Origin of the sequence: Caballeronia sp. INML2 (genome assembly GCF_023631365.1) — a bacterium.
GTDB lineage: Bacteria > Pseudomonadota > Gammaproteobacteria > Burkholderiales > Burkholderiaceae > Caballeronia > Caballeronia turbans.
Window position 1 is genome coordinate 157,406 of record NZ_JALQDH010000088.1, and the last position, 25,852, is coordinate 183,257.

Sequence of the window (25,852 nt, forward strand, 5' to 3'; positions counted from 1 at the left end):
TCTTCGTGTGGAACCGGCGCGCGCCACCCCGAAAAACACGACGCCACATATCAGTTTTAGAAGTAACCGGCGAATGAGGAGTCGTTCTCAACTAGTACAATCGCCGTTGAATTTCGTGGCTTTCCTAGCGACGCTCGGGCATTACTCAAGACGCATCTCTTCGAGACAGCGACGAGCTGCGCCCCGGCTCGCCCTGCCTTGGTGACTCCCCGATAAGCAACGGCGCTCAAATGCGCCGCATGCGTTTCCGAACAGCGGAGTAAGGTTATTGAAGCGTAGCCGGAATATACATTTCCCCCCGCAATGCCGACGTGCCAGTCGTAAGGATGATAGCAGCAGCGCTCGCTTTAAAGAGATGTCGCACTCAGTCGACAGCCAAAGCGTCACTTCTTAGTAGGCTCGATCGATCTGAGCAAATCACTGTTGCGCGGCGAGCCGCTTAATCAGCCACGAACCGGCCGGTCCCGGCGGCGCATCCGTCCGGTACATGATTTGTAATGGATACATGCCGCCGGGAAGCTCGGGAATGTCGAGGCGAACCAAACGACCTGATGCAAGGTCGTCGCGCACCGAATGTTCGGGCATATAACCCCACCCCAGGCCGGCGTTCAACAATGCTCGCTTCGCTCCGAGATCGGAAAGCGACCACGTCTCCGGAGCGAACACAGCCATTGTCGTCTTGTCTTCAAAGGCGCTCCGCACGGTAAGTAGTATTTGCCGATGATGCTTCGATGCGCCCACAACACCTCGTTCGGGCCCCGCTAAAGGATGAGATGGAACGGCGACCGGCATCATCTCGACGGCGCCAATCGCCACGCGCTCAAGATCAGTTTCGTCGCTATGCAGCAGTCCTCCAATACCTAACCGCGCCACCCCTTGCTGAACTAGCCGCGACACCGCGCTTAAGGCCTCGACATTGAGCCTTATCGTGACGGTGGGGAATTCTTCTTCAAAGGCCCGGATGGCGTCAATCAGCCTTTCAACCGGGAGCATGACATCAACGACCAGCGTTAATTCGGGCTCTAAGCCTTCAAGAATGCCGGCGACGCGTGCTTTTAAGTCGTTGAGTCCCCCTGCAAGATTGCGCGCCTGTGCAAGCACGATTTTCCCATTATGGCTCAGAGTCAGTCGTCTTGAATTGCTTCGATCAAACAGTTCGATCCCAAGTTGCTCTTCAAGTGCCGCTACCGAGTAGCTAATTGCCGAGGTAGCGCGGCTCAGTCGCCGCCCCGCGGCAGCGAAACTACCCTCGTCCACCACGGTTATGAAGACGCGAAGCTGGTCGAACGTGGGCGTGCCTACGATCATCGTATTCAAAAGTTTTGAACAACAAGAACGGCATTTTACGGCTATTTCGAAAACGCGATCAAGATTAAATTTGAAGCGTGCCCAGGCGAGAAGCGCCTTGGCAAAAATCTCAAAGGATAGGAGTTAGCCATGCATAAGAAAGCCTTTACCCCGGAAAACGCCGCAATTCTGTTGATCGATCACCAAGTTGGAACTCTTGCCTGGACGCATTCGCACGACTTAAATCTGGTGCGGGAAAATACCTTCAAGCTGGCGCGGATCGCAAAAGCGGCCAAGATTCCTGTGGTGCTCACATCAAGCATGGAAGACCGTGCTCAGGGGCCTTTGCTCCCTGAGCTACAGGAGATACTTCCGGAAGCCTTCGCTGCCCGTATTAAGCGGCCGGGCATTGTGAACGCTATGCACCACGACGGGTTCAATGAAGCAGTTGCGGCTACTGGACGTACGAACCTAATTGTCGCAGGTGTCACGACGGACATCTGTGTCAACTTTCCGGTCCTTCAAATGCTCGATGAAGGCTATGAAGTCCAGGTGTCGGCGGACGCGTCAGCATCGAACACCAAATTCGGTAATGAGATCGCGCTGCGCCGCATGGAGAGGGCCGGCGCTGTCATTACGACGGTCGACCAGATCATCGCTGAACTTGCTGTCGATTGGACTACTCCTGTCGGCCAGCAGCTTGTCGCCATTCTGAACTACCACTAAACAACCGTCTTACCGGCACGCCTCACTGCATCGTCCGCGGACGCTTAAAGCAATCTTGGAGTACCCATCATGAATCAATTGTTTTGCCCGGTGCGCATCGGCCGGAATCAACTGTCGAATCGAATGGTCATGGCACCGATGACGCGCTCGCGAGCGCTTGGCGATGGAACGCCCGGCCCGCTTGCAGCGCAATACTACGCACAGCGCGCGGGCGTCGGTCTGATCGTGGCGGAGGGCACTCAGCCGTCCGACGACGGTCAGGGCTATCTGGCGACCCCCGGCATCTATACCGATGGGCATGTAGCAGGCTGGCGAACTGTCATCGAAGCTGTACATGCAAAAGGCAGCCGCATGTTCATTCAACTGATGCACGTCGGTCGCATGTCGCATCCTGATAATACGCCCCACCATCGTCAAGGCGTAGCCCCGTCCGCCATTGCTCCGGGGACCGGAATGTTCACCGCCACCGGTATGCAGGATATTCCGGTGCCGCGAGCGTTGCAGACGGAAGAGATCGCCGGAGTAGTAGAGGAATTTCGTATCGCGGCCCGTCGCGCCATCGAGGCCGGTGCGGACGGCGTCGAAATCCACGGTGCGAATGCGTATCTTGTCCACCAATTTCTGGCGCACAGCGCCAATACACGCACGGATCAGTATGGCGGGTCGATCCAGAACCGCAGCAGGTTCGCACTGGAAGTCGCTCGCGCGGTTGCGCAAGAGATTGGAGCTGACAGAACGGCTATTCGATTGTCGCCGGGCCTGTCGATCTGGGGTATCGACGAGGGTGACGAGGGACCGGATTTGTATCGCTATCTCGTCTCCGAACTCGATAAACTCGGGCTAGCGTATTTGCACATTACGATCAAGGACAACGACGCCTTGCTGGCGGAGCTTCGACAGCGGTGGTCGAACCCACTGATGCTGAACCGGCCCGGTCGCACACCGGCCGAGGCAGGAAGCGATGTGGCATCGGGCCTGGCCGATCTCGAGTCCTTCGGGCAACTCGTGCTGGCGAACCCCGACTTTCCCGAGCGGCTGAAGCTCAATGTGCCGATGAACAAGCCGGACCCGGCCACGTACTACGGCGGAACGGATGTAGGGTACACGGACTACCCTTCGCATAACGAAACGTTGGTTGCGTAAGGAAAATTATGTTCTCGCTTACACCACTAGAAGCGTTCACGCACGGCGATGACTTCCGAGCGCTCTCCGTGCGCGATTCGGAACGCATTCTGAATCCGTTTCTCGGTGTTGATCATGCGTGGATGGGTGGCCCGACGTTCCCGCCTCATCGTCACGCCGGAATGTGCGCGGTCTCCTATCTCTTTGCCGATTCGGAAACCGGTGTTCTTAACCGCGATTCAATCGGCACACGCAACCTAATCAGGCCCGGCGGGATGCACTGGATGACTGCCGGTTCAGGGATCGTTCATGAGGAAGTGCCGGCCGAGTCGGGAAAGACCGTTCACTCACTGCAGATTTTCGTCGACCTGTCGGACGAGAACAAGAGCCTCGATCCATTTGCGTTGATCGTCGAGCCTGAAGACGTTCCAGTCGTCCAGCGAGGGGGAGCGACCATCAGGATTCCCGTCGGCAATTTCGACGGAGTGCGTTCGCCGGTAACTCCGCCAACGCCGGTGACGATCCTCGACCTTTCGCTGGCGGCAGGGGCCGAGATCCGCATTCCGCTTTTGACTGCCGCAACGGGTCAGACGTTGTTCGTCTTGGTGATCAGCGGCGCAATCGCTTGTCTTGGTCGGCGCTTCGACGCCGACGGACCCGCGATTCCCGTAGTTCGTGGACCGCGGAAAGAGGAGGGCGTCACCGTCGCGGCGGCGGACGGACCCGCACAGGCAGTCGTATTCATCGGTGCACAGCTGCATTCATGAAGCATGAAAGCGCGAGTATCGCCTTTCCAGCCGTACTGAGGCCGTCAATCAGCAGGCCTTGGCGATTGTCTGATTACGCGTGTCGGTTGACTCGATCAAGTCCATCAATGCGCACGCGACGGCCAACTGTGCCGGTAAGAGGTGCCGCGCTTCGAGAATTCGCATGACACGACGCCGCCAGTAAGTAAGCGGCAGAACCGGTCTTGCGGCCGCGACTTCCAATGCGACGGCGCGGTGCAGATGCTCAAGATCCGCGTCGATCAGCAACAGTTCATAAGCGGCTGAGGGCGGCAGATGGTGTTGTTCCATGCCATCATATCGGCACTGGAGCGACTTTCCTAAGCCCTCGCCGATGAAATTCGATCTGATGCAGCGGAACCTTTGCGAGATCCTCGGGCTCCAGTAACTGCGTGATGAACAGCAAGGCCGGTTAAGTCGCCGTCGATCTTCTCACGGCGGGCGATCTGGTGTAGGTCGGTTGCATGGATAGTTCAATCAGCGAGCATGCGGACTGTACTCGCGCGGCGAGCGCCGCGCGACCCCTTTGACTCAATCAATGGGTGAGCGAGAGCCCTCACCGAAATAATTGTTTCGAAGCGCCTGCACTGCCGATCAACAGACCTAACAAAAAGCTCGAGACCGCAACGATGCCCAGCACGGCCAGCGGATTTTCGCCGGTCTGATCTCGAACAATGTCCACCGTGCGGCCCGCGAACTCTTGAGTGGTCCTGGCGACTTGCCCGATCCTACCTTTGATTTGACTCATCGGAGTACGGCGCAAGTCGGCAGAAGGGTCGGCTCGCGCGCAGGCTAGAACAGATTGCGAACCATGGTCGACTGCGTTGACCGGCGAAAACACGCTTTAATTGCATACCATATTTGACATAAAAGGAATGATCGTTCGCAATACGAAATGTATTCGACGATAAAAGTGAGGCAAGTTAATCTTTCGGCTATCCTCACATTAAGGATTGTCTCGAGCGGAAAGGGGGAAGCACCTCGGACCCTCGCCTCAAACTTTGGCCACCCCAATGCGATACTGATTTACAAAAGCGGGCCAGTCGACGTGTTGCGCCAGCGGGAGATCGTCGACCACCACGACTTTCGCTCGTGCCCGGTAGAAGAGAGCGATGCATGCCGCGGGGAAATTATTCCGCGAAGGATAGTACGCGAACGGCTTCGGTGCCATTGGTGCTGATGAAAGACCGACTCCATCAATACGGTCGGAAGGTCGAAGCCCAGGTACAGAACTCCATAGTCACCTGTCGGATCATCGTATCGATTTGCGGAGCTCGTACCAAAATAGAGCGGCGTAGCGGCGTATTCGACTCGGCTGATGTGTTGGAGTAGTTCTCCGGCCGGAATGACGCAGCTTGGAATCGACAAAGTCAAACCGCTTCCTCACCGTGAATACCGACCGCGTTCAGCACAACCTCGACAAGTTGATCGAAGTTGCCTAGCGTCACGGCTTCGATAGGTGAGTGACCACCGAGCGCATCATTTCGAGACGACAGCGCACGATAGAGCGTCCATGAGTCGACCGACGCCGCTCGGGTGAGCGCTTCGCGCGTGAATTTCAGCTTCAGTGGATCAAGCTGCCAGTCGGGCAGTCGCTGACCCCGACGACCCACGTCTAATGACAGAAGGCGCCGAGGCTGTGCTGACAGATCTTTATAGATCTGTTGGCGCGACTTGTGTGCGAACCGAGCAAACTCCGGCAGCGGAATGTTCCCGGGTGCATCATATTCGCGCAACAACGCTGCACGTCCGCGTTGCACATCAGTCGCCGACGGCTGCCACGGTGAATCTGCCCGAAGGGCGCGTGCTTTCGCTCGCAGGTCCGTGGTGAGCTGGAGCGGCGAGGGCGCGGCCTCCGCAAATTTCTCTCGGATCAACGCGTTCAGTTCGGCGATGAAGGCTTCCTCGTCATCGATCCGTACGGCGCGTTCGAAACGATGGGCGTCTTCAGCCGTGATTTCAGGGAAGTCCATGGCGGGCATTGGCTTGGACATGGTTCGGCCTCAGGCGAGACACAATACCAACATACTGACCGCTTGTGTCGCGTTTGTCAATTTTGTCGCCTTTGCTTGGTCTTCCCGCGGCGAACGATGCAGATTGGGCTTGACGACGGTGATGAAGGCGACTGGTAAAATGGGCCGATTGATTACAGGCACGCACGATGGGATTCGAACAGCTCGCTGCGCTCCAAGCGCAACTGAACCGAGGCGAAAGCAGCAAAACGGTTGCTTCACGCTCGACGTCATCGCAAGTGAATGTCAAACGAGAAATCAAGCAGCCACCGAAGCCTCCGCGAACGTCCGCTAACGCAGCGGCGCGCGCGGTGACCACGCTGCAACGACATTTCCCGCGCGCCTTTCCGCGGAATCGCCCCGAAGGTGCCGCTCAAGGTGGGGATTCTTAAGGACGTGCTTGTCCGAGCGGCGTCGCTCGGACTGAGCGAGCGAGACGCTCGCAATGGCGTCAAGCTATGGTGCCGCGGCCAACGCTACTGGACCTGTCTCATCGAAGGCACGGTTCGCGTAGACCTTAACGGTGCGAATGCTGGCGTCGTTACCGCGGCCGAAGCCGAGTATGGGACCAGTCAGGAGAAGACTCGGCTCGCGCGCCGGCGTGAGCACATCGCGAGAAGCGCTCAGGGCCAACCGCGTTGACCGGCAGAGCACTCCGCAACGGCACAGCCAAGTTGACATAAGTGTTTCTATCAACTTTTCGCAAGATACTTAACTTCACGTCGAGAACCTGGCGGCTGCGTGGCCAACAAGCACGGTGCAGGCGGCAAGACGCACGATCCCAGCATCCTTGAAGCGGATAAACGTCCATCCGCAACGGCTCGCCGTTCATCTCGAAGTGCTCAACATACGACGCGTAATATGCAAAGCGACGCGCAGAGCGACGGTGGGTTTGCTGATGGCAGCAGAAAAATCACAATTTCCTTAGGCCCCGCCTTGGCCAACTAGGGCCGGCCACCAAGTGGACGTTCGACAGGCCCTGTCGCCCGCAGACGATTGGGCAACTTCGAAAACGAGTCATCGCTGTAGAAAGTACAACGGCGTATTGCCTCATTCTGCGGTGAAGGGCGAAGCATTGAACTGGACGCCGCCGGCCCGTTCCGGCCGTCGTCGGGAAACGTCACCTCGACGACGGCACACCGGTCCGCAGCCCCGATGTGCTAGTCGTCTTTGACGAACCGGCTTTTCAACTGTCGGAGCAATTCGGCGCTCGTGCGCCTTAAGGAAGATCGATGCGAGAGGACGACAATACCGGCGCGATGCAACCGCCTGTTCATCCAGGCAGCGCGCATCGCGGCAGTCCAAGAAGACATGCGGTCGAGATCGAGGCGTTGGAAACGGGCGCCACTCGCTTGCGCAGGTCGTCCATGGAAAGGAGCATCCTGTCCCGCTGGACCTTCGCAGCAGAAAGTCGAGGCCCAGCGCATACCAATCAATCGGCTGGTCGAAGAGCGAGGGGGAGCCACTGCGCGAAGGCGATACCCTCGTCTTTCCCGTCTGCGAATATTCCCGGTGGTTCCGGTAACTTGTGCGCTTGGAGGAAGCCAGGGCGAACACGTTCAGCGATCCGGTCGGCTCGAAGCCATACGATGTCGTGCATGACAACCCTTGGAAGGCCACCGCGGTAGCCACATCCGACTGATGCGACGGCCAGCGTTCAGCGACGTTTAGTCCGCGATGGCGGCGGACCGGCGCTGGCCATCTAAGGGGCGCCGGCCAACGTAAGTCCGCCAGCATCATTGTTGACGGCGCCGCGCCGTTATAACAGGAACGGTTCGCTCTTCTGCCCTCCGCCGCGCGAAGTGCCGAGTCAGGACACGTGTACACACGCAATGGCTCCTCGGATCAGCCCATCTCGAGGGGCAAATTGGAGCATTACTGTTTTATTTTTCCGGTCGTCTTTCCATTTGCGTCCGCCCCCGACGCGCCATCCGGCGACATGCCCTTTTCGCGTTGCTGCATCAGTGTCGGGCCGCCCGAGGTGTTTGCTCCGCTGGAAGCGCTATCGGCCGCTTGATTCGCCGTGGCGCCGTTCTGGGTGGTTGGTGACGGAGCCGTCTGCATGGTCTGCGCGAACGCGCTCGTGCTTGCCGCTACTAGGAGGACGCTTAATAGAGCTGAGATGCGAGTCATGACTATCTCCAAAGACTGCACGGCTTCCCTCGTGTTAAACCAAACCGATTAGGGTGCGACGGAACCCGAATCACGGTCGCGTTCCACCGCCTCATCGGCTGCGTCCTTCGCATCCTATTCGGCGTTGCCGACTTGTTTCCTTGCTTTACCGGCAATCTGCTGTGCGTCGCCCTTCGCCTCCTGGGCCGGATCGTCCGTCATCTTGCCAACGCCCTCATTGATCTTTCCCTTCACCTTCTCTCCGACGCCCTTCACCTGATCTTCGTTCATGGCCATGCTCCTGATGCGCCTGGGGATCGCAAGCGCATATAGCCCCGCGAAAAGGATGCCCTGAGATAAGCGCCGCCTATAGTGAGCCACCGCTTCTCCAAGCGATTGAAAAGATCGGTGATTTGTAAACGAGAATCAACTCCCGATCGGAGCGGGCGTTACTTCGCAGTGCGAACCCATCAGGGAACAAGTGCCTGTGGCATTGCGATAGGCACAACGCTTGCGATAGTTGGTTGCCAATGCGTTCGGCCTTGGTGCTCCTTATGCGGTCATTTACCTACCGAGACTTCCATGAGACTTCTAACGACTCGAGATGGTCTGCCCCGTCTGTCATGGGGCTCAATTATCGCCGGCGTCATTCTTTCGATGATCGTCTACCTGATCATGAGCGTGCTCGGTATGGCGATTGGCGCCTCGTTATTGTCCCCGATGTCGAAACCCGATCCGTTGCATGGGTTCGGTTTCGGGTCCGGAGTATGGGTCATCGTTACCACCGTACTAGCGGTCTTCGTCGGTTCGTACTATGCAGGCCGCTGCGCACCAGTGCTCGGCTGGCTTCACGGTCTGTTGTCCTGGGCTGTCATGACGCTGCTCGTCGTGTACGGCATGACCTCAATGATCACCGGCGCGGTCAGCACAGCCGGTAGCGTCGCAGCGACGACCGCACAGGTCAGCGCGACCGCCGCAAATCAATCCGGCACGACACCGTCGATCGTTGACACGGCGAAGCAGCAGGTCCAGGCGGCAGTGGCCTCGGCGGCGTCGGCCGCTTCGAGCCCTCAGGCCGAACAGACGGCGCGCGAAACGGCGGATGCCGCCGCACGAGGCGTGGCCAGGGCGAGCTGGTTCTCGTTTGCCGCGCTCATCGTGGGCGCCATCATCGCGATCGTCTCGGGGGGCGCCGGGTTTCGGCATCAGCCGCCATTCGAAGAAAGCGGTGGTACGGCAACTGGCGTCGGTACGCCGCCGGTGCGCGGCCGCGCGGTGCCGGGGGGCGGTCGTCCCTGAGGGCGCGGCTTTCTGACAGCGGTTGTAATTCCGGCAGTGACAAGGAGCAGCTAATGCGTGAGGAAGAGACTTCCGGTGCGACACCAGCGCCCGATTCGTATGACGCAGTGCGTGTGTCGGCCGTCAAGGAAGAGATCGCGGTTGGAGTCGCAACGGTAGAAACCGGCGCCGTGCGGGTACGCAAAGCCGTCCATGAAGAAATGCAGCCTATCTCGGTGCGCCTGCGGACTCAGGAGGTCGATGTTCAGCGCATACCGGTCAATCGGCCTGTCGAGGAGCGCGACGAACCGCGACGAGAGGGCGACACGCTCATCATTCCAGTCTACGAATACGTCCCGGTTGTACGCATGCAGTTGACCTTGAAGGAAGAAGTGCACGTCAAGACGACCGAGATTGAAGAAGACGTGATCCGGCGCGTGCTGACGAACTCGGAAGAACTCGTCGTCGAGCGACGCGAGGGACCCCACGGCGAGTGGAAGAAGGATCCAAGCGCCGGCTGATGTTTCACGAAGTCTTTTGAACCGTCCAACTCAAATTGGGAGAAGCTGAAATGGCACAGACAATAATCGGTGTGTTTGACTCGTTCGCGGATGCCGAGCGCGCTCAAAGTCGCTTGGAGTCAGAGGGCATCGCCCGTGCGGACATGGAGGTTCACAGCTCAACGATTGGCGACGCCAACACAGTGAATGGGGATCCGACGACGCGGTCCGTAACCAATGACGCGGGTGAAGGCCGCGTTCACGACGGACCGGTCAGCGGCATTGAACGCTTCTTCAAAAGATTGTTTGGCAGTAGCGATGAGCCCGAGGAGATTGGGCACTATCACGAGGCGGTTCGACGTGGGGGTGCTTTGCTCTCAGTGGAAGTCGTCGATGAGACCTCCGTAGAACGCGTCCGGAATGCACTGTATGCCGAAGGCGCCGTTGACATCGACTCACGTGTCGCACAGTGGCGCAGCACGGGCTATACCGGCTATGACCGCAACGCGCCGGCCTACACGGCCGATGAGATCGCGGCGGAACGCCAGGCATTTCCGGTCGTTCGAGAGTCGCTCGACGTTGGCAAACGTGAGGTGCAGACGGGCGGCGTTCGGGTTTATTCGCGTGTGACGGAAACGCCGGTCAGCGAATCCGTCAGCTTGCGAGAAGAGCACGCCACCATTGAGCGCAGAGCCGTGGACCGCCCGGCGACGGCAGCCGACCTGAAGGAAGGCTCTGTCGAGATTCGCGAGACGGCTGAAGAACCTGTGATTACCAAGACTGCGCGTGTCGTCGAAGAGGTGGTAGTCGGTAAGGAAGCATCTTCCCGATCCGAGATCGTCAATGATACGGTACGCAGCACCGAAGTTGACGTCGAAAGAACGGCTGGAGCAGACGACAACCCTGCTGTTCGGCCCGTCGATAAGCCGCCTCGTTGAGATTAGCGAAGTGGGGGACAAACGGATGCTCTGCCGTCCCCTTCTTTGCGGTTTCACCCGCACAGTACTTACGGCGCCTGACCGCGCTTAATTGAGCCCTCTTCGCGGATCGATGCCACAGCACGATGTGGGCTCCATTCTCGAACACCCTTTTGGAGGATGTCATGGCGAACGCCGACGGTCCCGAACCGGTCAATTCCCTCGTCACGGAGAAGGCCGATACGGCCAACAAATCCCTCACCAGCGCGAATTCGGACGCCCCGCAAGCAGAGACGAAGCCATCCGCAACCGGCGGGGAAAGCGACTTCCGGGAAGCATCCCAATCGTGGGACGCTAAATCTTCTGGTGGTGACGCACGCGCCAGCGCAAAAGAAAGGCTCGCTTACATGAAGGATGCCATGGTGAAGAATTACCGGGCTGCGAGCGACACGACAGATGATTTCGTGCACGACAATCCATGGAAGGCCATCGTTCTGGCCGGATTAGGTGGCTTGATTGTTGGCATGCTCGTTTCGCGTTAGACCGATGCGAGGGGATGGTGACGATGACGAGGTCGCACGCCAGCTTCATTCCCTCGCGGGCTAACTGACGTGCCTCTGCGATGGTCCACGGAACGTCGTGCGCGCACCGGCGGCAGGACTGGCCAGAACCGAGGCCTTCAAAAGCTACGACTTCCCACTACCCCGATATAAAGAAGATGCACGAATGACCGAGTTTGAAGGACTGGACAAGCTAACGCGCCAACTCGAGGAAGCGTCGCGCGCCTTTCAATCACTAGGCGGAGAACTCGCCGCTGTCACGGTTGTGCCTGGCGATCGGGCAAGCGTGCAGGCGGCGATCCAGCAGGTCGAAGCGATGATCGATCAAAAGGCGAAGTGTTTCGAGGGGAACGAGCTTGTGGACTCGATGGTCCGGCAAATCAAGAAGCGCTATCGCGCCGAGCTTATCCGGCGTGGGCGCGTCCCAGACGTTGAATTTTAACTGCAATCCTCGCCGTCCCTGTCGCCTTTGTGGAGCGAAGCACGCCAGCGACCCGCGGTGTCTCGTACCGCGAGCGCACCGTGATCGCACATCACAGCGGTCGCGACATCGTGCGGCATCGTGTCTGTCAACCTGGCGACCAACAACGTCCGCTCACGAGGCTTGGCGTGTCGTTCTCCCCCGGCAAAATCGGGAGTGGCGAGTTGCCAGTTCGGTCCGCTAAAACGTCGCGCCCCGCTCACCACTCCAAGGTGTTCACCGTGCCCCGCGTACTCTGCCCGATCGCGGGCGCGCATCTCGGGATGCGGTCCAAGGCGCCTGGCTTCCGTGCGGCGGTGAGTTGCCCGCGCATACAGTTGCCCATCGTCGCATGGAAGGCCTCGTGCCTGGAGCTCGCGCAGGGCTTCGTCGGCTTCACTATATGACGAAAATAGCGCGACGATGACGTTCGCGTCTTTCATTTGCTGGTCACGGAGGTCCAAGGAGCTGTCCACCGCTTAACGTCCTTTTTCAGATTTACAATGCAACCCGTACGCTCGTCTGCATAAGACCTGTTTCCATAATAGGTCAATGAACGCTGCGCAAACGGACGAAAACCCAAGTAAGGTCGGCGCTGTTGCTTCACCCTCGCGGCTGACCAAGCCACCGACACGCCTCATCGTGCAGCGATTGGGTCGCAGCCGCAATGATGTCGCCTTGGAAGGCCTCGTCGATAGCATTGCCAGCCCATGTCGTGACGATGCCACCCGCCCCCTCGATCACCGGAACGATCGCCATGACGTCGTGAGCCTGCAGGCCGTCTTCGACGACAAGATCGACGTGACCTGAAGCGAGCATCGCATAGCCATAGCAATCCGTGCCGAACCGCGTGACGCGCACTTCGCGCGCAAGCGTCGCGAATGCCCGCGCAGCCTCGCCTGAAAACATCCTCGGGTCCGTCGAGCACAGCCGGGCGTCGCGTAGATGCGCGCACGCACTGACCATGCACGGTGCGCCGTTGCGCGACGTTCGATCGCCTACCCCGATCCATCGCTCGCGCATGGCTGGTGCCTCAACCATTCCGCAGACGGGCCGTCGATCCTCAAGCATTGCGACGAGCGTTCCGAACAACGGCAAGCCTGTCACAAAGCTCTTGGTACCGTCGATCGGATCGATCACCCAGCATATGCCGTCCGCAATGCGCCCGCCCTTCTCCTCGCCGACGAGGACATGGGTCGGGTAGCGCGATGCGATCATCTCCCGCAACCGTCGCTCGATGGCGCGATCCGCCTTCGTGACGGGCGTCGCGTCGGACTTCGTTTCGACGTCGATTTCTGTACGGAAGTGTTGCATCGCGAGAGCGCGCGCTTCGTCGCCCAGTTGGTTCAGAAATGGCTCGATCTCGGTCAGCCTCACGTCGTCCTCCCTCTGCATAGTGAACGGATGCGCAAAACTCTCGCCTGCGCTGCCGTCGAGCGGCTCGACTACGACCCGATCGCCCGAGTGGCTGCAGCTGACCATCGCTCTTCGTGAGGCCGCTACTTCATCTGATGAGGGACGCGACAGTGCCTTCGTTGTGCAGGTTCCGCTGCACGGCGCGGTGCCCACAGTCGAGAACGACCCGCTGAGTTTCCTCTTAAGATCCCGTGATGGCGCGCTTCACGGCCTCGAAATTTTACTGGTGGTTGACGAGCGCGATGCACGCGACGCGATGACAGCGGTGCTGGAGTCCGCTAGAGCAAGCGTCGTCAGTGCCATTCGGCCGCCGCCGCGCGGGTTCACCGCGGAGTGAACGATGCCGCGAGCCATTGATCGCGTCGATTCGCGGAAGCCCCGAGTCGTCGACGTCAATCTTTCGGACATCGGCATGCCTCGAGAGGTGGCTACTCGCTCATCCAGTCGTTACGCAAACGCGGGCCTTGCTTTCGCGCGGGCATCACAGAAGCGCAATGAGTCGGTAACGCCGACACCGGCGCCGCCGAAATCATCGCCCATCGGCCAGCGTGTCGCACGCAACGGCGAGTGTGCCGAACCGGTGTAACGAAACACATGGGCCGACGTGTTGACGATAGACAAGCACTTCGGTGGTCTCCAACGCTTTGAGCTGCATGGTGGTCAACGTTAGAAAACAGCCCACCGGAACCGCGCGGTGTTTGCCGTGTCGCTACGGAGCCGTGACCGCGCTCTCGATTGCTTGGCTAAGTTGCACAACATCAACGGGCTTCGTGAAATGGAAGTCAAATCCGGCGTCTGCCGTGCGCGCTCGGTCTTGAGGCTGACCCCATCCCGTTATCGCGATGAGCGTGATGTCCCGTGTGGACGGCGTGTCTCGAAGGCGCCGAGCGACGTCTATTCCGCTTATTCCCGGTAAGCCGAGGTCGAGGAGGATTACCTCTGGGCTATAATGGCTCAGGATGTCTACAGCTTCCTCGCCCGAATACACCGTTCTCACCTCGTGTCCCTCCATCTCCAGAAGCGTCGCCAGTGCGTCGGCCGCGTCCACGTTGTCGTCGACGACAAGGATGCGATGCCTCTGCGCCGTCACATGAGTGGGAAGCGCGTCGCGCGACTGGGCCGGCGTCGGCAACACCCTGCATTGCGCCGGAAGGTGGATGGAAAAGCAGCTTCCTTGGTTTTTCCCCGCGCTGGACGCCGTGATTCGGCCTGCGTGCATCTCGATCAGCGATTCGGATAGCGCAAGTCCGATACCCAGCCCGCCTTGGCGGTGATGGTCGGGGTTCACCTGCGAGAACATGGTGAAGATGGCCGATAGCTTTTCGGACTCGATGCCGATCCCATTATCGGCGACTGACAGCACGATTTCGTCGTCTGCCGTCGCCGTCACCCTAACGCACCCGCCCGGCGGGGTGTACTTCCCGGCGTTCGTCAGGAGGTTGGCCAAAACCTGTGCGAGTCGCAAATGGTCCGCCTCGATGTGCACCGGCCGCGTGGGCAGCTTAACAACAAGCTCATGGCCCTTGCTTTCAAGCATCGGCCGGGCGATCTCAACCGCGTCGTCGACTATGTCTCTGAGCGCCACGGCTTCTTTGCGAAGCGTCAGCGCCCCGCGCGTGATGCGCGACACATCGAGCAAGTCGTCCAAAAGCAGCGCCATGGCAGCCGACTGCCGACGCAGTACCGTGATGCACCACTTCCTGCGTTCATCAGTCAGTTGTGGCTGCTCCAGTATCTCGGCGACTTGTCGAATCGGTGCAAGGGGATTGCGCAACTCGTGCGCGAGCGTTGCAAGGAATTCGTCCTTGCGGCGGTCGGCTTCGGAAAGAGCCCTCTCGGCTCGTACCCGCGGCGTTACATCGCCAAACCACGCGACGACAGAGTCTTCTAACGACGCAGCGACGACATGGAACCACTGCTCGCCGTTGTCACCGTCAACGCGCAGGTCGAAGGCGTCATGCCCGGCACGCTCGGCAAGTGGCGCCAAGCGCCCAAGCAGGACGTCCGCATCCCACCCCGTCGGACGTACATAAGACGTGGAGCTGCCAATCACGACCGCCGCGGCTTGGTTGAATAACTGAGCGGCCGCTTCGTTAAGGTAGTCCCAACGGAGTTCCGCGACGCGGCCATTGTGCACCACTGGCGTCAAGATAAAGAACGGCACGCCAGCGCTGTTCAACGCGATGTCGAAGCGGTTGCGCGCGTCGCGCTCAACTTTCAAGAGGCGCTGCGAGGCTTCCTGAGTCGCTGCTTCGGCCCTTCCTGCGCGTCTGGCCACCTTCGCCAGTTGCTGCCCGGCCGCTACCAGTAATACCCCGACGACCGCGTATGCCAGCAGCACCGTTCGGTCGCTGTGCTGCTGTACCGCCAAGCTGCCGATAGGATCCATCCACAAGGCACCATATGCCAGTCCACTCATGAGAAGAAACGTTCCGGACCACACGCCAAACAGAACCGTGACTAACGGCAGCGACGCGCTGATCAACAGAAATGTCAGTCGCCCGTGGGCAACCATTGTGAGCACCTGCTGAGCCAGAAATACCAGAGCAGTAGAGGCGGTGCCGAACAGCAGGCGCTTCCTCAGTGGGTATTGCGCGATGCGAACGATCATGGCTGAGACTCAGTTTCTTCGGTTTGCTTTGCTCTGCATTATCCATTCCTCGCATGATTGTTAGTGCGAATCGTTTCGAAAGACGCTCGGAAGGCAAATAGCGATGAGACTAGATGCATGTCAGGCAAAAGCGGATCCCCCACTGCCAGCATTCTGACCCGTGCTTCAGGCCGGATTCGCTCGCCAAAGCGCCCGCGCTTGGTCGACCACGACGACAACGAAAGTGCCATCGGTTTGCGGACATTCACGTTGCCATCCGACACCGGGACGGGAGCGCACAATGACGTCCGTCGAATGCCCGCCCTTCTCTGTCAGCATGTCGTGTTACATCTTGTCGCCTAATCGCGTGAGTGGTCGTCGAGCCGATAAGCGAGCGGATGTATGGGCACCGCGGGTCAAGCGAAGCGATTTCCCTCGGTTCGTTCAGTCGGCCAAGTACCATGCCACCGCGGCTTCGCAGCGTGGAATGGGGGCGACCATCAACTAGCGTGGGCGACCCCGAGCGGTTCGACGCTCAGGCGGGATCGCTGGACGGGCACCCGTTTGTGGCCTCTCAACAGCATGTGCCTCGCAAACCGTCGACACGGCGCTTTTGAAAACCGTCTGTATGCCGGTCGGTGACTCCAGCGCTATGACGTATTTGTCGAAGGACGCCAGCTGGCCCGTCAGCTTAATGCCGTTGACCAGGAATATCCAAACGACCTTCCGTTCGTTTATCATGGTGCGCAAAAAGCCGGTCTGAATATCGGTCCCAGTGACGGACATGGTTGCGTATCCTCGCTTTATGCGCACGGCCGCTCGCTCAGCAAACGCCGCCGCTCTTACTCGTCTTAGGCATAGTAGCGCGCCGCGGCTTAGAGCATGCGCCGCCGCTCCTTACCGCACATGAACAGAGGTGGTACACCCTGTCTGACATCGCTGGGCGTCTGGCGAGCGACCGCTGGCCTGCCGAACGCGCGCCGGAAGGCATACGCCGACGTGTACGCCAACCGCACCAAGCCGTCCGAACTTACGTCAACCAGCGCAGGGTGGCCGGGATTCACTATGACGCAATCAGCGGCCCGAGCCCTCGCGGGTCGTCGAAGTCGCGGCCGCGGTCAGTCAAATCCGCTCGGATCGCGGCGACAATCGCCTTGTCACCGGTACGGTGTGCTCCTTGCGGCGTTTGCCGACGCTGCCTAAAGTCCGCAGCGCGGATTTTCCGCGGCCAACCTCCGTCGACCTTATTTGTTCGCGTGTGGTGTCGACGAGGAGGGACGTGCGCAGGGCTCTGCGATGCGCACCCGCCCTGCGCGCGTGGCCTTGCGCGCCCTATAGTCAGTAGCGGCTAATCCACCTACTACACCTGAATGCGCTGATTCTCCATTCCGCCAGATTCTATTGACATAAATGAATTTAGCGCATCTTAGTTAGTACTCCGAACTTGTCGCGTAGCCGCAGGCCAAGCGCAACGAACGAAATACGCGTTCACTTGAACGTCAGCCTTGGCGGCTGAAACAGCGGACGCAACTTCGCCGCGATTGCAGTTCTGCGCGTGGTGAGTGCAAGTAACCAGATCTTCGCACTGAGTAGTGCTACGTCGAGGTCAGGGATAGCGTTGGCGCGCGTGAAGCACATTGACGATCAGGATGTGATCGCGCTGTACGCGATAGATGATGATGTAATTCGGTAGCACGACCATCTCACGTGTGTTTGGCACGCGGCCTTCGCGGTAGGCATAGGGGTGGTCGGGTAAGGTGGCGACCGCCGCGACGATCATGTCGAACACGGCGTCGGCCGCAACAGGACTTTCGTTACTGATGTGGGCGTGGATCTTGTCGAGCCTGCGCACTGCACGCGGGCGCCAGTCAACGATCATTTGTCACCTTGCGTCGGGCGGCAATCCGCGCGCGCATCCACGCCACCGCTTCATCGTGGGGAATGTCTTTGCCTTCTTCCTCGAGTGCCAGGCGCACCTCTTCGCGAAACCACACGTCGTAGGCTTCAGCTTCCTCCTTGCTGTCATGCCCGCTAATGGCTGGCTCTGTCCAGATATTTCCCATGCGTCACCTCGTTGCGTATGCCTTCCATGATAGCGTGGGCGGCCTACCGCGTCACAGCGCAGACGCAGGCGCCTGCGGTCTGGATAGCGCCGCAAAGGTACACCGCGCGGCTTCTTCGGACCGTGCGCTTGAGCGGGCCGGTCCTAGCGGCCAGCCGATCTGACCCTCTAAGTTTAGGTGCCGGCTAGGCAGGGCATAAATCTACTATAGTCGCGCGTTCGATCTTTTAAGGTTCTGCTTTGCGCGACACAGCGCCGCTCGCACCGTCGGAGCGCGCGTGTGGGCGTCACTTTCGCGCTACCACGTGATAGATATTCTCAGGAGTCTAGCAACGCACACGGCACCGGCCCCACAATCGCTCCACAAATTTGAATTGCGCGCAATTAAATTGCCAGTTTCGTCGATTTCACTGAATACACAACGCTTATCCGTGATAATACGAATTATCACGCATGGAAACCCGGGCGAGGGGGAATTTGCCCACGCGCGCAGCTAGCGGACCAGTCGCGCACAGCGCTGCCGAGTGAGATTGTCACGCGTAAGAATCCCGCAATTGGCTGTCGACGAATTCTGGTTCTTGAAAACCAAAGCGCCGGGAGTTCCCGGCGCTTTGTTAGGCTGTTGCCTTCGTAACGTCGTATGCAGTGCGGTTACGGCTTCGATGCGTCGTCGGCCGCATCTTTCAGGTCCTCTTTGGCGTCGCCCAGATCTTTGCGCGCCTCGCCCGCGACCTGCTGTGCGTCGCCCTTGGCTTCCTGCGCCGGATCGTCCGTCATCTTGCCGACGCCCTCATTGATTTTGCCCTTTACCTTCTCGCCGACCCCTTTCACCTGATCTTCATTCATGGCCTGTCTCCTAGGTTGCCTGCAGCGCGCAGGCGCAACACGCAGCGCAAAGTCTATGCCGAGGCGCGCGAGCCGGCCCTAACCGCACCGTGCGTCCTTTTTCAGATCCTCGAACGACGGTGCAGGCGGAAAAGAACCCGTGCTAGCCTCGTGTGACGAAAGAAACCGACTTGCGTGCCGTTAATCATCGATAGAGTTGGTGAGGGCTGCCTTTTATACGAAAGCCCAGCCCATCCCGCAACGGCAACAAGAGAGGAAAATGAAAGCCGTGTTGAAGCAAAAAGTAAATGTTTTTATCGCTGGCGAAGCCTTATTGGCGGCCAAGAAGAAAGTGGTTGGCCAGTGCGTTGAGAACGCTAAGTCCGAAGGCTCGAGCTTGGCCGCGGCCGAGAAAAAGGGGGCGAGGCTGTTTTTTGCCTTCGCCAAAACTTGCTACGGGTTCTCTGAGGCGACCACAGCCCAATACCTGCGAGCGTATGAGCGCTTCGTCGATTCCCGGCACCGCGCCGAGATGGAGGCGCTTTTCAGTGCGAGCGAACTCGCGGTTCTCGCTGCCTACTCGGACGACGAACTGATGGAGATCGTATCGGCGAAGGCAGCAAACCCCAGTCTTACTCGCGACGGAATCAAACAGCTACTCAAGGCCCGTCAAGCAGCTTGAAGGGGCACTTCGGTACTGACGTCGCGAAAGGCGATCAACCACAAGCGCGTCCGCCGGGCGCCAAGTAATGATTTCGAAGTCTGCCCCCATGGCGAACGTCCTGGCTGACGTCCGGGGACGACGATCTACTACTTTCTTATTCAGAGGAACATATGTCCAAACTCGATGGGGCAATTATTTACGTCGAACTCGAACGCGCCGGAACTGGCCGCGTCGAAATTTACTCTCGGGAAGCGACGAAGGAAGCGGCGCTTCAAATGTTTGAATCCGCGAGCAACGACAGACGTGCAATCGAGGACGACCTTGCCTCGCGTGTCGCAGCGGAGGTCAAGGGCGACCTGCTCTGCGCAGGCTACTTCTTCGTCGAGGGCGGCAAAGAAGCTCACGAGGACGTAGCGTTCCCGATTTTGCACGCGGTCGCTGCTATTAGCGAGCATTTTGGCATCGACGCCGAAACGTTGGAGCGCGCGCTAGAACCCGCGAACGTGGCCGCGCTCAGTTCGGCGAGAGATGCGGAACTGGCTTCGTTCCTTAATGACCATCCGGAACTTCTAGCCGGCGCCGAAGCAATCCGCGAAAAACATGGAAACGTGCAAGCTGCGTTGGCTGCGGAATTGGCCATCGAGTTGCAAGGCGAAGTAAGGCACTAGCACGGTGTCGTCCGCCCCTCTGCCAAAGCCGTTGCCCTCACGCTGAGCCGAGAAAATGGGATGCGCTCGTCGAGGCCTGGGCGACAAGCCCGACGAAGAGGAATATCATCCGGATTCGATCGAGCAACGGCAGCTAGCAGGGATGAACGAGTACACGGTTACTGATATTGAGAACGCCATCAACTACTGGCGATCGCGGCAGGCGGCGACAGATGACTTCGCTGTCTGCCCAAGAGCAGGAGTACTGGCGGACGTGTATGGAACGATGATTTATCATCGACGAGAGCGCGTCGAAGCAAGACACTTGACGGCGGAACAGAATGAAGCGATAGGTCTTGCGCTCGCCCAGAAGGAACTTTTTTGATCCCAACGAGAGGGGGGCAAACATCTCGAGCGACAGTAGAGCCCTGATCTGGGTAGACGCGCAGGCCGGAGGTGGCCGCGTCGAGATCTATTCGCGCGAGGTCTCGAAGGCGGACGCGCTGCGCATGTTCGCATCAGCCAGCAGGGACACGCGAGCGTTCGAAGAAGACCTCACCGACTGGGTGGCAACGGAGATAATTGGCGATGTTTTGTACGCTGGCTATTTCTGCCCTAAGGCCAAAGGCTGCGATGAGGAAAAGCAAGTGTCGTTTGCGCTCGTACATGCTTGCGACGCTATAAGCAAGCATTTCAGCATTGCAGCAGGAGTCCTCGAGCGCGCATTGCGGCCTGAGAATTTGGCGGAGCTGGCCGCCGCACGGGATGCGGAGATCGCGTCTCTGGTCAATGACATTCCCGAACTTATGAAGGACGCCGAGGCCGTGCGAGAGAAGCATGCGTCCGTGCAAGCGGCACTTGCCGATGAACTTGCCAAGGCGATCGCTGCCGGCAAAATTAAGTCCCACTGAGCATCCAAGACGCGTCAGGCGCTGCCTTGACAATGCTGTCGCGTCGGTACTCTAGGTAGTGAGCCAAGCATCCTGCTCGGCCGCTACCGATGGAGAATTTGGATGGCTTTTCGTATCGACCCCTCGTCCATAGCGTTCCTCGAAACCCGCCGTGGCATCAACGCGACGGCGACGATCGTGTCCGAAGAAGGCGTCAAAATCGGGCGAGTCGACGATATCGCCGAGCGAATCGTTGCAGATGTCACGTTTGTATCTGCCGCAGCCCGCTCCGCTTTCATTGAGCAGGCGCGGCGCGTGAATCCCGTAGTCCTTGGTCGCGCTGACCACAACGACGATGTGTTCGCATCGGAGTTCGCACGAGCGCTGCTCGCCGATGCGGAAAAAATCCTGCTGTCTCGCCTCTGACGGTGACGCAGCTCGGTCACGTCTGCACCGGACTCCCCGCCCATCCATCACGTTACGGCGCCTGGGTCACTCGTTGGTCCCAAAAGACGCCGGCCCATTTCTCTACTCACGTGGCGCTTTTCGCAAGAGATCGCGCGCCATGCCGAGCATGCCGTCGGCGATGTTGCTCGAATCGATGTTGTAGCTACCGTCACGCAACGCGGCTTTGATCGACGCGACCTTGTCGATATCGATATCCGTTGCGGTCGACGCGCGCAGCGCAGAGTTCAACGAAAGTGTCACCGCTGAGCTTTCCGCCGCTGGGGCTTGTGCTTGCGGGACAGTGCCGGCGGCGTAGTCTGCTTCAATGGCGGACGTCCGGCGAACATTGATTTCACGCAGCGTATCTGCGCTGGTTTTCGTCTGGATCTGCAGGTGAGGTTCCTCGCTGGCATGGGCGTTCTAACGGTGCCTCCGTTGAAACCTTTACCATCGCAGCCACCGAGCGGGCACACCACGGACTTTACAATCGGCGGAAAGCCTTGGCCCGCGGGGCTTCCCGGGACATGCAACAAATTGAAACAAAGTGTGAGAATCGGTCCTCACCGGTCCTTTCTAACATGGCGCCGGATACGGATGCGCCCTAATCCTATCTGTCCGGCTCTGCCGCCAAAGGTCGATTCGGCTAGAACGTCGACCAGTCGCCTTCAGCCACTTCCGCGACTGCTGACGGCTTTGGCGCCGCCAAGGGCTTCAACGTATCGGTCGTCGGCCCGCTCTTCTTTGCCAGTTTCGCCCGCGGCGTATGAAGGCCTTGGTGGCTCACTCGCTGGTTCGCGAGCGTCTGGCCAGTCCGGAAAACGGCGACGGCTGCAGTCAGTTGCTTCGCCTGGTCTTCCATCGAACCCGCCGCTGCCGCTGCTTCCTCAACAAGCGCCGCGTTCCGTTGAGTCACCTCGTCCATCTGCGAGATGGCTTGATTCACTTGTTCGATGCCACGGCTTTGCTCGGTCGACGCGGAGGCGATCTCGCCCATGATGTCGGTGACGCGTTGAATCGCGGTGCCCACGCGCTGCATCGTCTCGCCGGCGCGCGCGACGAGTTCCGTTCCCGCTTGGACGCGGTCGCCAGACGTCTCAATCAACTCTTTGATCTCTTTTGCCGCAGCCGATGACCGCTGCGCAAGGCTGCGAACCTCGCTCGCTACGACCGCGAAGCCACGGCCCTGTTCGCCAGCCCGCGCCGCTTCCACTGCCGCGTTGAGCGCAAGAATGTTGGTCTGGAAAGCGATGCCTTCGATCATGCCGATGATCTCCGCGATCTTCGCGGAACTCTCCTCGATACCCCCCATCGTGTCGATGACTTGACCGACGATGGCCCTGCCCTCGTTGGCGACGACGTTGGCGTTGTCCGCCAGGCTGCTCGCCTGCGTAGCGTTATCAGAATTCTGTTTGACCGTGGAGGTCAGCTCTTCCATGCTCGCCGCCGTTTCTTGGAGCGAAGCTGCTTGCTGCTCCGTACGCGACGACAGATCAGTGTTGCCAGCGGCAATCTGTTTGCTCGCGCTCGCGATGGCCTCGCTGCTCGTTCGAACAGTCGCCACCGTGGCGGCCAATTTTTCTTTCATGGCGGCGACGCCAACGAGCAATTGCCCCATTTCGTCGCTCGCCTTGATTGACACCTCGTGCGTGAGGTCGCCGTCCGAGATGTGCTCGAAATGCTTCAGCGCCTCGCCAAGTGGCGTCATGATCGCCCGGCGCAGGACGAACCACCCAAGCGCTGCGGCAGCGATACCTACGAGTAGTGCGAATACGCCAAGGATGCGAAGCGTCGACACGCGGGCGTCGCTCTCGGCCGTCTGACGCTTCGCATCTGCAATCTGGAAGTCCTGCAGCTTTTCAAAGGCTTCAATACACCGCGTATACGACGTGGGCATGTCATGGAAAGCAATGCGGCTGATCGCCTCTTTATCGCCCGCTTCTATCGCGGCGCCGAATCTGTTGATTGCCTGTTGCATAACGGCGCGGGATTCGGCAACGCTCTTTGCCAGTTGATCCTCATCGGCTGCGCGCGGCAGGGAGTCATACTTGCTGTACCACTCGTCTGACTGACGCATGAATCCGTTCGCGCGTGCGATCAGTCCGCCCGCGTCTTTGTCCGTCGGATTTATCGCGTAGCGGTCGAGCGCAAGCCGGGCACGAGCGATGTAGTTGTTTGAAATGCCGAGGGCGTTGACCGCCGGTAGCGAATTCTCAGAGATGTCTTTAGCCGATGAGTAGGTCGTAACGATGCCGTACAACCCGAAGCCGACTGACAGCGCCAGCAGAAAACCAAGGAAAGCCATGGTGAGCGCAAGCCGCGCCCGAATAGTCAGGTTCTTCATTGTTCTTGCTTCTAGCGCTTAACAGTAAAGGCAGTGCGATCGCGCAGTCGCGGTGCCTTCCGCTTCTGGGATAGACGCGATCAGTGTCTATCGGCACCAAACCCCACGCGCTCCAGTGAAATTTTCTACGGCGGCACTGACGGGGGCGTACCGGTAACGATGACTGCACACGCGCCCTGCGCCTCTTGTATGGCTGACTTGACTTAAGGGCGTTATTGGTAAGCTCTAGGAATCTAGTAGCCGCACAGCGACGCCACGAACCGATGCCCAAAAGAAATCCCACGAAGTCGCAGCGCGCAGTGATGGAGTTGCTCGATCAGGGCTTACCGGTCGAGCAGATTGCAAACAGTCTCGGCAAGAGCGCCTTGGCTGTGAAGAAACAGCTATACCGGATCAAACGGCGAGTCCGCGAAGGAAGGATTGCCCTCTCTCCTCTGCCGATCGAGCGCGCCGCGAGCGAACCACGCATCTACCTTGCCGGCTTCGATGTCTTCCGCCGTGACGCAAAAGAACACGGCGAACGCCTGAAGCAGCTCTGCCGCGATCGCGGCTTTGTTGGCCTCTATCCACTCGACGGACAACTGCCCTCCTCGCTTCAACGGCAAGACGCTGCTCGATGGATATATGCCGCGAACATCGAACTGATCCGGTCGGCCGATATCGTGATGGCGAACCTCGATGATTTTCGCGGGTTCGGCGAACCAGACAGCGGAACGGCTTTTGAAGTTGGTTTCGCGGCCGCTCTCAACAAACCGGTGTGGGCCTATCGCTCCACCGAGGAAACGCTTGTTGAGCGCGTGAAGGCAGCGGCGATCGGGAGTGAAGGCGGTTTTTGTGCCGGCGGCTACCTGATCGAGGACTTTGGCCTGAGCGTTAATCTGATGCTGGCGTGCTCCGCGCGGCTCGTTGTCGGCGGACCTGCTGCTTGCCTAGACGCCATTCGAAGCGAGGTCGACGGAGGCCCCCGCGTTGATGGCTGGGGGTTGGCGAAGCGTTAGCTTCGCTGTAGGGTTTGGGTTGAGCGAACTTCAGTATATCGACTTTTATGCCCGATGATACTTGGCTTGTTGCACCCGAAGACGCCTATGCCCAGTGGCAACGCGAAGAAGCGACGGGCGCGGATCGCCGCGCATTTGCTGACCAGTCGATCGTGCAGCACCGTTCGATGTTCTCGCGCTTCAACGACTATCTGATTGCGCACGGCGCGACAGTGGCGAGCTTCGGGGCGGACCATATCGATGGATTCTTCGCGGAACTTGCGCAGGACTGCGCGCCCGGCACGACGACTCGCCTGCGTTACCTGAAGCTGATTGACCGGGTCACGCGTCACCTCGTGAACATTGAACTGCGCACCGATAAACCGGCCGCGTTGATGTTAGTCAACGAGAACTGGCCACAAGACGAGCCAACGCCGATCTATCTTTCACCGGAAGACGATGCACGGCTACAAGCGGTGTGCGTTGCAACCGAAGGCGAGGCGTTCAAGGAACTGCGAAACACGGCGATCGCGGCGCTCTTCCTTGCGTCAGGCGTCACAGCCGCCGAACTTAGGCAGTTGCGCGTCGACGACCTCGATACGCGTGGCGAGCGCCCTACTGTCTTCGTCGACAAGCACGGTCCGCGGATTGCACGACGGGTTCCGATCGATGCCTTCGCTATCGACGTACTGCGCAGCTATCACGAAGCGCGCAGCCGCATTCAGTCGCCAACGCAATGGTTGTTCATCGCCACGGCGGGCGGCAAGCCGATGCAGCCGGATACGATGCTGAAATGTGTCCGCGTAGCGCTACGCCGCGCGGACTTGTCGGCGGCCGACGAGAGCCCGCGCTTACTCAGAAACACGTTCGGGCTTCGGCACATCCTCGCCGGCAAGACCAACGAGCAAGTGAGCAATCTAATGGGCTTGTCGAGCCATCGCACGGCGACTCGCCTTCGTCAAACACTTGGGTCGTGCGAGGCGTCCGAAGCGCAGGCTTAGTGGCTTGCGGCCGACGTCGGTCACAACCGGTTATCGGACTTTATAACGCGCATGTCCCTGTCACCTGGTCCGTGCAGGATCAGTACGTTGATCGGAATACCGTCATCGCGTCAACGCTTGCCAGATGCTTTGTCACGGTCTTCCTGCAAGCCCAACCGACCGTTCGACTCCGCGCGTCGAGCCGGCGCACGCGTCACGCTGGAACCACCCTTGAGCCATCTATCAACGGCTAT

30 protein-coding genes and 1 pseudogene are annotated in these 25,852 nt (G+C 59.4%); 16 read left to right on the forward strand and 15 right to left on the reverse strand.

Translation table 11 applies throughout. The features are described from left to right. Positions 1–417: 417 nt before the first annotated feature. Positions 418–1,308, reverse strand: coding sequence for a LysR family transcriptional regulator (locus NCT32_RS30145; protein WP_250478200.1), 891 nt, complete (start codon positions 1,306–1,308; stop codon positions 418–420). Between the two features lie 129 nt (positions 1,309–1,437). On the opposite strand from NCT32_RS30145, the gene NCT32_RS30150 reads away from it, so the two are divergent. From NCT32_RS30150 to NCT32_RS30160, 3 genes are all read left to right on the forward strand, one after another. Continuing rightward, positions 1,438–2,013: an isochorismatase family protein gene (locus NCT32_RS30150; protein ID WP_053572555.1), complete on the forward strand. Its 576-nt coding sequence runs from the start codon at positions 1,438–1,440 to the stop codon at positions 2,011–2,013. A 69-nt stretch (positions 2,014–2,082) separates the two neighbouring features. Continuing rightward, positions 2,083–3,156: an alkene reductase gene (locus tag NCT32_RS30155; protein WP_250478201.1), complete on the forward strand. Its 1,074-nt coding sequence runs from the start codon at positions 2,083–2,085 to the stop codon at positions 3,154–3,156. Between the two features lie 8 nt (positions 3,157–3,164). Beyond that, positions 3,165–3,902 (forward strand): pirin family protein, encoded by a 738-nt coding sequence (locus NCT32_RS30160; RefSeq protein WP_250478202.1) that lies wholly within the window; start codon positions 3,165–3,167, stop codon positions 3,900–3,902. Between the two features lie 48 nt (positions 3,903–3,950). Here the strand turns inward: NCT32_RS30160 and NCT32_RS30165 are convergent, their stop codons facing one another. The 4 genes and pseudogenes from NCT32_RS30165 to NCT32_RS30180 form a co-directional block, all read right to left on the reverse strand. Beyond that, entirely contained in the window at positions 3,951–4,211 is a 261-nt protein-coding gene (locus NCT32_RS30165; protein WP_250478203.1) for a hypothetical protein, read from the reverse strand. Between the two features lie 265 nt (positions 4,212–4,476). Then, a complete protein-coding gene (locus NCT32_RS30170; protein ID WP_250490939.1) occupies positions 4,477–4,668 on the reverse strand; it encodes a hypothetical protein in 192 nt (63 codons plus the stop codon). 419 nt (positions 4,669–5,087) lie between these two features. Then, positions 5,088–5,294, reverse strand: a pseudogene (locus tag NCT32_RS37705) (RES domain-containing protein); the annotation flags it as partial. Then, positions 5,291–5,914: an integrase gene (locus NCT32_RS30180; RefSeq protein WP_250490940.1), complete on the reverse strand. Its 624-nt coding sequence runs from the start codon at positions 5,912–5,914 to the stop codon at positions 5,291–5,293. The gene NCT32_RS30180 and the pseudogene NCT32_RS37705, both read right to left, overlap by 4 nt. Positions 5,915–6,298: 384 nt before the next feature. On the opposite strand from NCT32_RS30180, the gene NCT32_RS30185 reads away from it, so the two are divergent. Further along, positions 6,299–6,574 carry a ProQ/FinO family protein gene (locus NCT32_RS30185; protein ID WP_409241552.1) on the forward strand — a complete coding sequence of 92 codons (276 nt, stop codon included), beginning with the start codon at positions 6,299–6,301 and terminating at the stop codon, positions 6,572–6,574. Positions 6,575–7,807: 1,233 nt separating this feature from the next. Here the strand turns inward: NCT32_RS30185 and NCT32_RS30190 are convergent. Continuing rightward, positions 7,808–8,065 (reverse strand): hypothetical protein, encoded by a 258-nt coding sequence (locus NCT32_RS30190; RefSeq protein WP_250490941.1) that lies wholly within the window; start codon positions 8,063–8,065, stop codon positions 7,808–7,810. Positions 8,066–8,179: 114 nt separating this feature from the next. Continuing rightward, positions 8,180–8,335: a CsbD family protein gene (locus tag NCT32_RS30195; RefSeq protein ID WP_250490942.1), complete on the reverse strand. Its 156-nt coding sequence runs from the start codon at positions 8,333–8,335 to the stop codon at positions 8,180–8,182. A gap of 291 nt (positions 8,336–8,626) precedes the next feature. Here NCT32_RS30195 and NCT32_RS30200 point away from each other — a divergent pair, with 291 nt between their 5' ends. From NCT32_RS30200 to NCT32_RS30220, 5 genes are all read left to right on the forward strand, one after another. Next, a complete protein-coding gene (locus tag NCT32_RS30200) occupies positions 8,627–9,343 on the forward strand; it encodes a YrzE family protein (protein ID WP_250490943.1) in 717 nt (238 codons plus the stop codon). A gap of 53 nt (positions 9,344–9,396) precedes the next feature. Continuing rightward, positions 9,397–9,843: a YsnF/AvaK domain-containing protein gene (locus NCT32_RS30205; protein ID WP_250490944.1), complete on the forward strand. Its 447-nt coding sequence runs from the start codon at positions 9,397–9,399 to the stop codon at positions 9,841–9,843. A 50-nt stretch (positions 9,844–9,893) separates the two neighbouring features. Next, on the forward strand, positions 9,894–10,760 hold the full coding sequence (locus tag NCT32_RS30210) for a YsnF/AvaK domain-containing protein (protein WP_250490945.1): 867 nt from the start codon (positions 9,894–9,896) through the stop codon (positions 10,758–10,760). A gap of 164 nt (positions 10,761–10,924) precedes the next feature. Continuing rightward, positions 10,925–11,281 carry a YqjD family protein gene (locus tag NCT32_RS30215; RefSeq protein WP_250490946.1) on the forward strand — a complete coding sequence of 119 codons (357 nt, stop codon included), beginning with the start codon at positions 10,925–10,927 and terminating at the stop codon, positions 11,279–11,281. A 184-nt stretch (positions 11,282–11,465) separates the two neighbouring features. Next, complete coding sequence (locus NCT32_RS30220) at positions 11,466–11,741, forward strand: hypothetical protein (protein ID WP_250490947.1); 276 nt, start codon at positions 11,466–11,468, stop codon at positions 11,739–11,741. A 621-nt stretch (positions 11,742–12,362) separates the two neighbouring features. Here the strand turns inward: NCT32_RS30220 and NCT32_RS30225 are convergent. The 6 genes from NCT32_RS30225 to NCT32_RS30250 all read right to left on the reverse strand — a co-directional run bounded on the left by NCT32_RS30225 (position 12,363) and on the right by NCT32_RS30250 (position 18,673). Continuing rightward, on the reverse strand, positions 12,363–13,328 hold the full coding sequence (locus NCT32_RS30225; protein WP_250490948.1) for an inositol monophosphatase family protein: 966 nt from the start codon (positions 13,326–13,328) through the stop codon (positions 12,363–12,365). Between the two features lie 556 nt (positions 13,329–13,884). Next, a complete protein-coding gene (locus tag NCT32_RS30230; protein WP_250490949.1) occupies positions 13,885–15,786 on the reverse strand; it encodes an ATP-binding protein in 1,902 nt (633 codons plus the stop codon). 483 nt (positions 15,787–16,269) lie between these two features. Further along, positions 16,270–16,551, reverse strand: coding sequence for an RNA chaperone Hfq (locus NCT32_RS30235; RefSeq protein WP_284508581.1), 282 nt, complete (start codon positions 16,549–16,551; stop codon positions 16,270–16,272). An 820-nt stretch (positions 16,552–17,371) separates the two neighbouring features. Then, a complete protein-coding gene (locus NCT32_RS30240; RefSeq protein ID WP_250490950.1) occupies positions 17,372–17,644 on the reverse strand; it encodes a type II toxin-antitoxin system RelE/ParE family toxin in 273 nt (90 codons plus the stop codon). Further along, the gene (locus NCT32_RS30245) at positions 17,634–17,828 is read right to left on the reverse strand and encodes an antitoxin (RefSeq protein ID WP_239294436.1); all 195 of its coding nucleotides are present in this window, start codon (positions 17,826–17,828) and stop codon (positions 17,634–17,636) included. The genes NCT32_RS30240 and NCT32_RS30245 overlap by 11 nt, the downstream gene beginning before the upstream one ends. 650 nt (positions 17,829–18,478) lie before the next feature. Beyond that, positions 18,479–18,673, reverse strand: a complete 195-nt coding sequence (locus NCT32_RS30250) for a CsbD family protein (protein ID WP_045462845.1) — start codon at positions 18,671–18,673, stop codon at positions 18,479–18,481. Between the two features lie 259 nt (positions 18,674–18,932). On the opposite strand from NCT32_RS30250, the gene NCT32_RS30255 reads away from it, so the two are divergent. From NCT32_RS30255 to NCT32_RS30275, 5 genes are all read left to right on the forward strand, one after another. Further along, positions 18,933–19,334: a hypothetical protein gene (locus NCT32_RS30255; protein WP_250490951.1), complete on the forward strand. Its 402-nt coding sequence runs from the start codon at positions 18,933–18,935 to the stop codon at positions 19,332–19,334. Between the two features lie 152 nt (positions 19,335–19,486). Then, a complete protein-coding gene (locus tag NCT32_RS30260) occupies positions 19,487–19,984 on the forward strand; it encodes a hypothetical protein (RefSeq protein ID WP_250490952.1) in 498 nt (165 codons plus the stop codon). 55 nt (positions 19,985–20,039) lie between these two features. Continuing rightward, the gene (locus NCT32_RS30265; RefSeq protein ID WP_250490953.1) at positions 20,040–20,348 is read left to right on the forward strand and encodes a DUF3717 domain-containing protein; all 309 of its coding nucleotides are present in this window, start codon (positions 20,040–20,042) and stop codon (positions 20,346–20,348) included. Next, the gene (locus NCT32_RS30270; RefSeq protein ID WP_250490954.1) at positions 20,320–20,874 is read left to right on the forward strand and encodes a hypothetical protein; all 555 of its coding nucleotides are present in this window, start codon (positions 20,320–20,322) and stop codon (positions 20,872–20,874) included. Before NCT32_RS30265 ends, NCT32_RS30270 begins: the two co-directional genes overlap by 29 nt. 102 nt (positions 20,875–20,976) lie before the next feature. Then, positions 20,977–21,279 carry a hypothetical protein gene (locus NCT32_RS30275; protein WP_250490955.1) on the forward strand — a complete coding sequence of 101 codons (303 nt, stop codon included), beginning with the start codon at positions 20,977–20,979 and terminating at the stop codon, positions 21,277–21,279. A 102-nt stretch (positions 21,280–21,381) separates the two neighbouring features. Here NCT32_RS30275 and flgM read toward each other — a convergent pair whose 3' ends face one another. Together flgM and NCT32_RS37365 are read right to left on the reverse strand one after the other, a co-directional pair. Beyond that, a complete protein-coding gene (gene flgM, locus NCT32_RS30280) occupies positions 21,382–21,693 on the reverse strand; it encodes a flagellar biosynthesis anti-sigma factor FlgM (protein ID WP_311768202.1) in 312 nt (103 codons plus the stop codon). A gap of 250 nt (positions 21,694–21,943) precedes the next feature. Beyond that, entirely contained in the window at positions 21,944–23,641 is a 1,698-nt protein-coding gene (locus NCT32_RS37365) for a methyl-accepting chemotaxis protein (protein ID WP_284508582.1), read from the reverse strand. A gap of 302 nt (positions 23,642–23,943) precedes the next feature. On the opposite strand from NCT32_RS37365, the gene NCT32_RS30295 reads away from it, so the two are divergent. Continuing rightward, a complete protein-coding gene (locus NCT32_RS30295) occupies positions 23,944–24,639 on the forward strand; it encodes a nucleoside 2-deoxyribosyltransferase (RefSeq protein ID WP_250490956.1) in 696 nt (231 codons plus the stop codon). A 47-nt stretch (positions 24,640–24,686) separates the two neighbouring features. Next, a complete protein-coding gene (locus NCT32_RS30300) occupies positions 24,687–25,619 on the forward strand; it encodes a tyrosine-type recombinase/integrase (RefSeq protein ID WP_250490957.1) in 933 nt (310 codons plus the stop codon). The last annotated feature ends 233 nt before the right edge of the window (positions 25,620–25,852 follow it).

Bases quoted from the DNA above. Each gene is read 5' to 3' on its own strand.
- NCT32_RS30295 (WP_250490956.1), top strand. From the start codon at position 23,944: ATGGAGTTGCTCGATCAGGGCTTACCGGTCGAGCAGATTGCAAACAGT.
- NCT32_RS30190 (WP_250490941.1), bottom strand. From the start codon at position 8,065: ATGACTCGCATCTCAGCTCTATTAAGCGTCCTCCTAGTAGCGGCAAGC.
- NCT32_RS30260 (WP_250490952.1), top strand. From the start codon at position 19,487: ATGTCCAAACTCGATGGGGCAATTATTTACGTCGAACTCGAACGCGCC.
- NCT32_RS30180 (WP_250490940.1), bottom strand. From the start codon at position 5,914: ATGTCCAAGCCAATGCCCGCCATGGACTTCCCTGAAATCACGGCTGAA.
- NCT32_RS30215 (WP_250490946.1), top strand. From the start codon at position 10,925: ATGGCGAACGCCGACGGTCCCGAACCGGTCAATTCCCTCGTCACGGAG.
- NCT32_RS30155 (WP_250478201.1), top strand. From the start codon at position 2,083: ATGAATCAATTGTTTTGCCCGGTGCGCATCGGCCGGAATCAACTGTCG.
- NCT32_RS30170 (WP_250490939.1), bottom strand. From the start codon at position 4,668: ATGAGTCAAATCAAAGGTAGGATCGGGCAAGTCGCCAGGACCACTCAA.
- NCT32_RS30255 (WP_250490951.1), top strand. From the start codon at position 18,933: ATGAAAGCCGTGTTGAAGCAAAAAGTAAATGTTTTTATCGCTGGCGAA.
- NCT32_RS30200 (WP_250490943.1), top strand. From the start codon at position 8,627: ATGAGACTTCTAACGACTCGAGATGGTCTGCCCCGTCTGTCATGGGGC.
- NCT32_RS37365 (WP_284508582.1), bottom strand. From the start codon at position 23,641: ATGAAGAACCTGACTATTCGGGCGCGGCTTGCGCTCACCATGGCTTTC.
- NCT32_RS30240 (WP_250490950.1), bottom strand. From the start codon at position 17,644: ATGATCGTTGACTGGCGCCCGCGTGCAGTGCGCAGGCTCGACAAGATC.
- NCT32_RS30220 (WP_250490947.1), top strand. From the start codon at position 11,466: ATGACCGAGTTTGAAGGACTGGACAAGCTAACGCGCCAACTCGAGGAA.
- NCT32_RS30160 (WP_250478202.1), top strand. From the start codon at position 3,165: ATGTTCTCGCTTACACCACTAGAAGCGTTCACGCACGGCGATGACTTC.
- NCT32_RS30245 (WP_239294436.1), bottom strand. From the start codon at position 17,828: ATGGGAAATATCTGGACAGAGCCAGCCATTAGCGGGCATGACAGCAAG.
- NCT32_RS30150 (WP_053572555.1), top strand. From the start codon at position 1,438: ATGCATAAGAAAGCCTTTACCCCGGAAAACGCCGCAATTCTGTTGATC.
- NCT32_RS30145 (WP_250478200.1), bottom strand. From the start codon at position 1,308: ATGATCGTAGGCACGCCCACGTTCGACCAGCTTCGCGTCTTCATAACC.
- NCT32_RS30230 (WP_250490949.1), bottom strand. From the start codon at position 15,786: ATGATCGTTCGCATCGCGCAATACCCACTGAGGAAGCGCCTGCTGTTC.
- NCT32_RS30300 (WP_250490957.1), top strand. From the start codon at position 24,687: ATGCCCGATGATACTTGGCTTGTTGCACCCGAAGACGCCTATGCCCAG.
- NCT32_RS30165 (WP_250478203.1), bottom strand. From the start codon at position 4,211: ATGGAACAACACCATCTGCCGCCCTCAGCCGCTTATGAACTGTTGCTG.
- NCT32_RS30235 (WP_284508581.1), bottom strand. From the start codon at position 16,551: ATGTCCGTCACTGGGACCGATATTCAGACCGGCTTTTTGCGCACCATG.
- NCT32_RS30210 (WP_250490945.1), top strand. From the start codon at position 9,894: ATGGCACAGACAATAATCGGTGTGTTTGACTCGTTCGCGGATGCCGAG.
- NCT32_RS30195 (WP_250490942.1), bottom strand. From the start codon at position 8,335: ATGAACGAAGATCAGGTGAAGGGCGTCGGAGAGAAGGTGAAGGGAAAG.
- NCT32_RS30265 (WP_250490953.1), top strand. From the start codon at position 20,040: ATGGGATGCGCTCGTCGAGGCCTGGGCGACAAGCCCGACGAAGAGGAA.
- NCT32_RS30205 (WP_250490944.1), top strand. From the start codon at position 9,397: ATGCGTGAGGAAGAGACTTCCGGTGCGACACCAGCGCCCGATTCGTAT.
- NCT32_RS30250 (WP_045462845.1), bottom strand. From the start codon at position 18,673: ATGAATGAAGATCAGGTGAAAGGGGTCGGCGAGAAGGTAAAGGGCAAA.
- NCT32_RS30275 (WP_250490955.1), top strand. From the start codon at position 20,977: ATGGCTTTTCGTATCGACCCCTCGTCCATAGCGTTCCTCGAAACCCGC.